This is a genomic window from Stenotrophomonas sp., from assembly GCF_031995405.1.
Classification (GTDB): domain Bacteria; phylum Pseudomonadota; class Gammaproteobacteria; order Xanthomonadales; family Xanthomonadaceae; genus Stenotrophomonas.
In genome coordinates, this window is record NZ_DAMAGC010000151.1 from 1 (window position 1) to 8,614 (window position 8,614).

The window sequence follows — 8,614 nt, forward strand, 5'->3', positions numbered from 1 at the left end:
GCCGTTGGCCGCGACCGGTAGTGCCGGCCGTTGGCCGGCTCCACGTAGGGCCGACAGGAAGAGCTGCCGGCCCCACCGTTATCGGTATGCCGGCACTACCGGGACGCGGAGGCGCCCACAAAAAACCCCGCCGCAGCGGGGTTTTTCGTTACGCCATCTACAGGGCTCAGTTGGCCTTGTGGATCGCGCGCTTGTTCACGGCCATCGCCGCATCGTGCACGGCTTCGGACAGCGACGGGTGGGCGTGGCAGATGCGCGCCAGGTCGTCGGAAGAGCCGTTGAACTCCATGGTGAGCACGCCTTCGTGAACCAGTTCGGACACGTTGGCGCCGACCAGGTGCATGCCCAGCACGCGGTCGGTTTCAGCGTGCGCCAGGACCTTGACGAAGCCAGCCGGCTCGATCATGGCCACGGCGCGGCCGTTGGCGGCGAACGGGAAGCTGCCGGCCTTGTACGGAATGCCCTCGGCCTTCAGCTGCTGCTCGGTCTTGCCGACCCAGGCCAGCTCCGGCTCGGTGTAGATGACCCACGGAATGGTGTCGAGGTTGACGTGGCCCGGCAGGCCCGCGATCAGCTCGGCCACGGCGATGCCTTCCTCGAAGCCCTTGTGCGCCAGCATCGGGCCGCGCACGCAGTCACCGACCGCCCAGACGCCATCGACGCCGGTGTGGCAGTGCGCGTCCACTTCGATCTGGCCACGCTCGTTGATCTTGACGCCGGTGCCTTCGGCCAGCAGGCCCTTGGTGGCGGCGCGACGGCCGACGGCCACCAGCAGCTTGTCCACGGTCAGGGTCTTCTCGCCTTCGGCATCGGCGTAGGTCAGGGCGACTTCCTTCTTCTTGCCCTCGCCGTTCACTTCGGCCTTGGAGACCTTGGCGCCCAGGCGGATATCCAGGCCCTGCTTCTTGAATTCCTTGGCGGCCGCCTTGGCCACTTCGGTATCGGCAGCGGCCAGGAACTCCGGCAGCGCTTCCAGGATGGTCACTTCCGAACCCAGGCGCTTCCACACGCTGCCCAGTTCCAGGCCGATCACGCCCGCGCCGATCACGGCCAGGCGGGCGGGGACTTCGGTGAAGTCCAGGCCGCCGACATTGTCGACGATGGTGTCGCCGTCGAACTTGGCGAACGGCAGTTCGATCGAGTCCGAACCGGCGGCGATGATCACGTTGGTGCCCTTGAGCTCGACGATGGAACCGTCGTGCTGGGTGACCTTGACCACGTTGCCCGGCTGCAGCTCACCGAAGCCGTAATAGGCGGCGACCTTGTTGGCCTTGAACAGCATGCCGATGCCGCCGGTGAACTGCTTGACGATCTTGTCCTTGCGGCCAACCATCGCCTCGACGTCCATCTTGGCGTCCTTGAAGGTGATGCCGTGGTCGCCAAAGATGTGGCCCATGTTCCAGAACTGGCGCGAGGAATCCAGCAGCGCCTTGGACGGGATGCAGCCCACGCGCAGGCAGGTGCCACCCAGGGCCGGCTTGCCGTCCTTGCCCAGGGCCGCGTCGATGCAGGCGGTCTTCAGGCCCAGCTGCGCGGCGCGGATGGCGGCGTGATAGCCGGCCGGACCGGCACCGATGACGACGACGTCGAATTGTTCAGCCATTGAGATATTCCTTGTTGCATTCCCGAGCTTCGGTCGAAGCCGGTGGCGCGCATGCGCCGGGGAGAAAGCAGGGGGCACCGTGCCCTGAAACCAGCACCCCTCCGCGCGGACGCGGAGGGGTGGGAGGTCTTACAGGCCGAACAGCATGCGGCCCGGGTTTTCCAGCTGGTTCTTGATGTCCACCAGGAACTGGACCGAGTCCTTGCCGTCGATGATGCGGTGATCGTAGGACAGCGCCAGATACATCATCGGCGCGATCACGACCTGGCCGTTCTGGGCGATCGGACGTTCCTTGATCGCGTGCATGCCCAGGATGGCGCTCTGCGGCGGGTTGATGATCGGGGTCGACAGCAGCGAGCCGAAGGTGCCGCCGTTGGTCACGGTGAAGGTGCCGCCCTGCAGTTCTTCCAGGCTCAGCTTGCCGTCACGGGCCTTCTTGGCGTAGTCGGCGATGGTCTTCTCGATGTCGGCAAAGGACATGCGCTCGACGTTGCGCAGCACCGGGGTCACCAGACCCTTGTCGGTCGATACGGCGATGGAGATGTCCGAGTAGCCGTGATAGATGACGTCGTCGCCGTCGATCGAGGCATTCACCAGCGGGAAGCGCTGCAGCGCATTGGCGGCGGCCTTCACGAAGAAGCTCATGAAGCCCAGCTTGATGCCATGGGCCTTGACGAACTCGTCCTGCAGATCCTTGCGCGCGGCCGAGACCTTGGACAGGTCGACCTCGTTGAAGGTGGTCAGCATCGCCGTGCTGTTCTTGGACTGCATCAGGCGCTCGGCGATGCGCTTGCGGATGCGGGTCATCGGCACGCGTTCTTCCGGACGTGCGCCACCGGCCTTGCCGGCGCCGCCGTTGCGGGCGAAGTTGACGATGTCTTCCTTGGTCACCGCGCCATGACGGCCGGTGCCGGACACGTCGGCCGGGTTCACGCCTTCGGTGATGGCCGAGAAGCGGGCGCCCGGGGGCAGGGCATCGGCAGCGGACTTGCTGGCCGGAGCCGGGGCCGCAGCAGCAGCCGGGGCAGCGGCTGCCGGTGCGGCAGCGGCCGGCGCCGCGTCAGCCTTCTTCTCTTCGGCGGCCGGCGCAGCAGCGGCGGTGGCGCCTTCTTCGATGATGGCCACGACCTGGCTGGAGGTCACGGTGGCACCCACCTCGAACTTGATTTCCTTCAGCACGCCATCGACCGGCGACGGCACTTCCAGGACGACCTTGTCGGTTTCCAGATCAAGCAGGTTTTCATCGCGCTTGACGGCATCGCCGACCTTCTTGTGCCAGGTGGCGATGGTGCCGTCGGCGACGGATTCGGGCAGTACCGGGGCTTTGACTTCGGTGGCCATGCGGGAGCTTCCTGGTTTGTCTTTTCTAGAATGAGGGAGGGAGTTATTCAGCGACCGAGTCGTTGAACGGGTTGACCAGGGCATCGGCGATCAGCTTCTGCTGTTCGATGATGTGGTCAGCCATGTGTCCAGCGGCCGGCGATGCCGAACGGGCGCGACCTGCGTAATGGATGCTCTGGCCATCGGCCAGGCACGCCTGCAGGTGGTGACGGATCTGGTACCAGGCACCCTGGTTCTGCGGTTCTTCCTGACACCACACCACATCGGCCGCCTTGCCGTACTTCTTCAGCTCCGCTGCCAGTGCCACGCGCGGGAACGGATACAGCTGTTCGACGCGGATGATGGCGACATCGTCCTGGCCACGCTTGGTCTGGTCTTCGAGGAGGTCGTAGTACACCTTGCCCGAGCACAGCACTACGCGCTTGACCTTCCTGGTCTCTGCCTTGGCATCGCCGATCAGGTGCTGGAACTCGCCGTTGGCCAGTTCTTCCAGGGTCGACACGGCCAGTTTGTGGCGCAGCAGCGACTTGGGCGACATCACGATGAGCGGCTTGCGGGTGGTCATGCGCATCTGGCGACGCAGCATGTGGTACGCCTGCGCCGGGGTAGACGGCACGCACACCAGCATGTTCTCCAGCGCACACAGCTGCAGGAAACGCTCCAGGCGCGCGGAGCTGTGCTCCGGCCCCTGGCCTTCGTAACCATGCGGCAGCAGCAGGGTCAGGCCGGTGATGCGGCCCCACTTGGCTTCGCCGGCAGCGATGAACTGATCGATCACGACCTGGGCGCCGTTGGCGAAGTCGCCGAACTGGCCTTCCCAGATGCACAGGGTGTTCGGATCGGTGGTGGAGAAGCCGTACTCATAGGCCATCACCGCTTCTTCGCTGAGCAGCGAATCGATGATGGTGGCCTGTTCCGGCGACTCGACCAGCTGGCGCAGCGGCAGGTAGTAGTTGTCGGTCTTCTGGTCGTGCAGGATCGCGTGGCGGTGGGTGAACGTACCGCGGCCGACGTCCTGGCCGACCAGGCGCAGGCTGTTGCCTTCGTCGAGCACGGTGGCATACGCCAGGTTCTCGGCAAAGCCCCAGTCGCCCGGGATCTCGCCGGCGGCCATCTTGCGACGGTCGTCGTAGACCTTGGCCACGCGCGAGTGCAGTTCCACGCCCTCGGGCACGGTGTTGATCAGCTGTGCCAGCTGCTTGACCTTCTCCATGCCCACGGCGGTGGAGACCGCATCGGAGAGCTTGCCGTTGAGCAGCTTGGGCCAGTCGACGTACATCTTGCTGGTGGTCGGGGTCTTTTCGACCGCCGCCAGCTCTGTGGTGACTTCGCCGGCATCGAGCTTGTTGCGGTACGCATCGACCAGCGCCTTGCCACCGTCGGCCGGGATGACGCCTGCGGCTTCCAGCTGGGCGGCATACAGTTCGCGGGTGGTCTGGTGCTTGCGGATCACCTGGTACATCAGCGGCTGGGTGATCGCCGGTTCGTCGGCCTCGTTGTGGCCCCAACGGCGATAGCACATCAGATCGATGACCACGTCCTTGGCGAACTTCTGGCGGAACTCGAAGGCCAGCCGCGCGGCGAACACGACCGCTTCGGGGTCATCGCCGTTCACGTGCAGCACCGGTGCGGCGATCATCTTGGCCACGTCGGTGGCATAGCGCGTGGAGCGCGTATCCAGCGGGTTGGAGGTGGTGAAACCGACCTGATTGTTGACCACGATGTGCACCGTGCCACCGACGGCGAAGCCGCGGGCCTGGGACATCTGGAACAGCTCCATGACCACGCCCTGGCCGGAGAAGGCCGCGTCGCCGTGGATCAGGATCGGCATGACCTGCTTGCGTTCGGTATCGCCACGACGTTCCTGGCGCGAGCGCACGCTGCCGGCCACGACCGGGTCGGCGATTTCCAGGTGCGACGGGTTGAACGCCAGCGCCAGGTGGACGGCGCCACCCGGGGTGGACACGTCGGCCGAGAAGCCCATGTGGTACTTCACGTCACCGGCCGAGGCGTGGTCGTCGTGCTCGAACTTGCCTTCGAACTCGTCGAACAGCTTGCGCGGGCTCTTGCCCAGCGTATTGACCAGCACGTTCAGGCGGCCACGGTGGGCCATGCCGACGACCACGTCCTTGACCCCGTCCTTGCCGGCGTCACGGATGATGGTGTCCATCATCGGGATCAGCGAATCGCCGCCTTCCAGCGAGAAGCGCTTCTGACCGACGTACTTGGTGTGCAGGTAGCGTTCCAGGCCTTCGGCCGCGGTCAGGCGCTCCAGGGTGCGACGTTGCGTGTCGGCATCCAGGTTGTAGTTGCCACCGGCCGTTTCCAGGCGCTGGTACAGCCACTGGCGCTGCTCGACCTCGGAGATGTGCATGAATTCCGCACCGATGGAGCCGGTGTAGGTCTTCTTCAGGCGCTCGAGGAGGTCGCGCAGTTTCATGCGCGGCTGGCCGGCGATGCCGCCGGTGCTGAACTCGCTGCCCAGGTCGCTCTCGGACAGGCTGTGGAACGGCAGCCCCAGGTCCGGCGGGTTGGTCGGCGGGGTCAGGCCCAGCGGGTCCAGGCGGGCGCCGAGGTGGCCACGCGAACGGTAGGCGGTGATCAGACGGCCGACATTGCGCTCGCGCTCGTCGCCGGCACCGGTGGCCGTACCGCTGTTGACAGCGTTCTTGGCAGCGTCGGTGATGTGGGCGATGACGGCCGAGTGCGGAATGTCACCGGCTTCGCGGCCCTTGAAGCCGTCGAAGTAGGTCTTCCATTTGGGATCGACACTGTCCGGAGAAACGAGGTACTGCTCGTACAGATCCTCGATATAGGAGGCGTTGCCGCCGGCGAGCTGCGAAGACTGCGCAAACTGCTTCAGTAGATTGTCCACGATGGAGGGTCGGATTCGCTTGTGGGGTAAGGCTTCGATGATCCGGCAGGGAAAAGTGAATAGCCCTGCGCGGGCGGTATCTAACTCCCCAAATTGTACCCCCATCGAGACAGGAAGGGGCACCGCGGCGGTCCCGGGTGGACTGCGGTGTCATTCCCAGACAGGTTCGAGCCCGTGACGTGAGCTACAGACCGATGGCGCGCAATTCACTGCATTCACGCGAACGTTCCCATACGCGCTGCAAACCGTCCTGCAACGGTCGCGAACGTGCTGGCAGCGCGAGCGCGGCTTCGCCGTCGTGGCGGTGCCCACCCAGACGAAAGTAGTAGTCGCCGGCATCGTTGAGCAGACAGGCCGAGGCCAGGGCGCGGTCGATGGGGTCGCTCACCTGGCGGATCCGGAACACGCTGGGCAGCCGTTGCAGCAGCCCGGGCAGCGGCGACCCGGACTGGGCGATGGCCAGGGCGTCGTGGACGATCAGCCAGGCCTGCTTGTCGTGGCGGGCGGTGCCGAAGCGGCGCAGGGCCTCCAGCACCGGCGGGGCGTCGAGCAGGCCAGGGTCGAGCTGGCGGCTGTGGATCCACAACTGGCGGCGGGCGCGGTGGACCAGGGCGGTGGTGATGGCCACTGCCTCATCAAAGGTGGCGATGTTGGCCGCGCCGTCCAGCACGCGGCGCATGTGCTGGTGGGCGATGCCGGCCTCTTCGAACACCTCGCCTTCGGGCAGGAAGCCCTGGCGCGTATAGAACACCCGGGCCGGTAGCTGGGCGTGCAGGGTCACTTCGCGCCAACCGCGGGCGCGCGCGGCCTCGACCAGGGCCAGCAGCATCGCCTCACCGACCCCATGGCCGCGCCCACTGGCCAGCACGGCCATGCGACCGATACGGCCGTCCGGGGTGAGCCGGCCGGCACCGATCGGCTCGCCCTGTGCGGTGCGTGCCAATACGTGCACGCTCAGCGGATCAAGCGCATCGATCTCCAGTTCGGCCGGGACCCGCTGTTCGTCGACGAACACGCGGTGCCGGACCCCGTGCAGCGCGTCGCGCTGCGCGGGATAGTCGACCACGGCGACCTGGATGCCGAGGGCGCCCATGTTCAGTGGGCCTTGCCGTCGTCCTGGGCGTCGTCGCTCTCGTCGGTGTCGTCGAAATCGACGATGACTTCGATGCCGTCCTCGTGGATGTTCACTTCGTGGACATCGGGCTGCGCGCTGTCGACCTCGACCGCGTCGGTGCCATCGACGACGGCGTCCTCGGCGAAGGTGTCGTCCTCTTCTTCGTCTTCGTACTCGTCTTCGTCATCGAAGGCCAGGGCGTCGAAGAGCTGGTAGTAGCCGCCGGAGACCAGTTCCTGGACAGCATCGCGGCCCTTGGCCGAAAGCTTCTGGTAGAGCGACGCGCCAAGCTGTTCGGTGGCGGCCAGGACCTGGGCATCCTTGACCGGCAGGGCGAATTCCAGCCCGCTGCAGTACAGGCTGGCGCCGCGCTTGGCCCGGCGCCAGGCCATGCGCGCCCACGGATGGCGCTGCAGGTCCAGGCCGGCGGCGAGGGCAGCTTCGATCTCTTCGCGCTGCACCGGCTCACCGCCGGGCATCACTTCACCGGCAGCGCGGTAGGTGGTGATGAAGCGGCCGAACCAGTCGCCGAGCTTGTCGGGATCGTTCATGCGGATGGCGTTGAGCGCGTCGACCACGCGGTTCATCGCCACGACGTCGATTTCGTTGGGGTCCTCGGGCACGGTGAGGTCCGGGTCCTGGTAGCGGATGGACTCGTCGGCGCCTTCGATGAGGGTGTCCAGGTAATCGCTGATCAGCTCGGCCGAGGCCGGCGCGCGCATGCCGAAGGAGAAGGTGAGGCAGGGATCCTCGGCGACACCGTTGTGGGGGACGTTGGGCGGCAGGTAGAGCATGTCGCCGGGCGCCAGGACCCAGTCGTGGGTGGGTTTGAAGCGGCGCAGGAGCTTGAGTTCGACGTCGTCGCGGAAGTCCAGCGGGGGACGTTTGCCCTTGGTGGATTCGCTGGCGTCGATCTGCCAGCGGCGGTGGCCGTATGCCTGCAGGAGGAAGACGTCGTACTGGTCGACGTGGGCGCCGACCGAGCCGCCGGTGGCGGCGAAGCTGATCATGACGTCGTCCATGCGCCAGCGCGGGAGGAAGTCGAAATGGCCGATGAGGGCGCGCACGTCCGGATCCCACTTGTCGACGTCCTGGACGAGCAGGGTCCAGTCGTGGTCGGGCATGCCGGGGAATTCTTCTTCCTGGAACGGTCCGGTGCGCACGCTCCAGCCGTCGGTGGCGCGATCGTGGGTGATCAGGCGGGCCAGGGCGGTTTCTTCGCAGGCTAGGCCGGCGAGGTCTTCGGGCTGGACGGGGGTCTGGAAGTCGGGGAACGCGGCGCGGATGAGCAGGGGGCGCTTCTGCCAGTAGTCGCGCAGGAAGGTGGCGGCGGGCATGCCCAGCGGGAGGCCGGGGCGGGCCTGGATTTCGATGACGGGGGTCTTGGTCTTGCGGGCAGCCATGGGGGAATCCTTGGAGCGTGTAGACGGAAAGCGGGGGCGCGGCGTGGGCCGGCGCGAGCGGTGTCTATTGTCCGCTGGTTGGGGCGGATGTGCACCTGCGGTGGGGTGTCGCGGGGTGCGGAATGGTTGCGGGTGGCAGAGCGGCAGAGCGGCTTGCTTCGACGACGGCGCTTTGATTGTCCATGGCGTGAGGTGGCCGGGCAGCCTTGCCCAGGACACGCCGTGAACCCGTCCTTGGGGGCTCGGTGTTGCCATCCATGGCAACACACGGTCCTGGG

At 66.4% G+C, this 8,614-nt stretch carries 5 protein-coding genes; all 5 read right to left on the minus strand.

Translation table 11 applies throughout. The features are described from left to right. Positions 1 to 166: 166 nt before the first annotated feature. Positions 167 to 1,603, minus strand: a complete 1,437-nt coding sequence (gene lpdA / locus RTO53_RS18155; RefSeq protein ID WP_312239109.1) for a dihydrolipoyl dehydrogenase — start codon at positions 1,601 to 1,603, stop codon at positions 167 to 169. Between the two features lie 129 nt (positions 1,604 to 1,732). After that, positions 1,733 to 2,944 carry a dihydrolipoyllysine-residue succinyltransferase gene (gene sucB, locus RTO53_RS18160; protein WP_312239110.1) on the minus strand — a complete coding sequence of 404 codons (1,212 nt, stop codon included), beginning with the start codon at positions 2,942 to 2,944 and terminating at the stop codon, positions 1,733 to 1,735. Between the two features lie 43 nt (positions 2,945 to 2,987). Then, complete coding sequence (locus tag RTO53_RS18165) at positions 2,988 to 5,819, minus strand: 2-oxoglutarate dehydrogenase E1 component (protein ID WP_312239111.1); 2,832 nt, start codon at positions 5,817 to 5,819, stop codon at positions 2,988 to 2,990. 184 nt (positions 5,820 to 6,003) lie between these two features. After that, complete coding sequence (locus RTO53_RS18170; RefSeq protein WP_312239112.1) at positions 6,004 to 6,912, minus strand: GNAT family N-acetyltransferase; 909 nt, start codon at positions 6,910 to 6,912, stop codon at positions 6,004 to 6,006. Between the two features lie 2 nt (positions 6,913 to 6,914). Continuing rightward, positions 6,915 to 8,336, minus strand: coding sequence for a cupin domain-containing protein (locus RTO53_RS18175; RefSeq protein WP_312239113.1), 1,422 nt, complete (start codon positions 8,334 to 8,336; stop codon positions 6,915 to 6,917). Between the last annotated feature and the right edge of the window lie 278 nt (positions 8,337 to 8,614).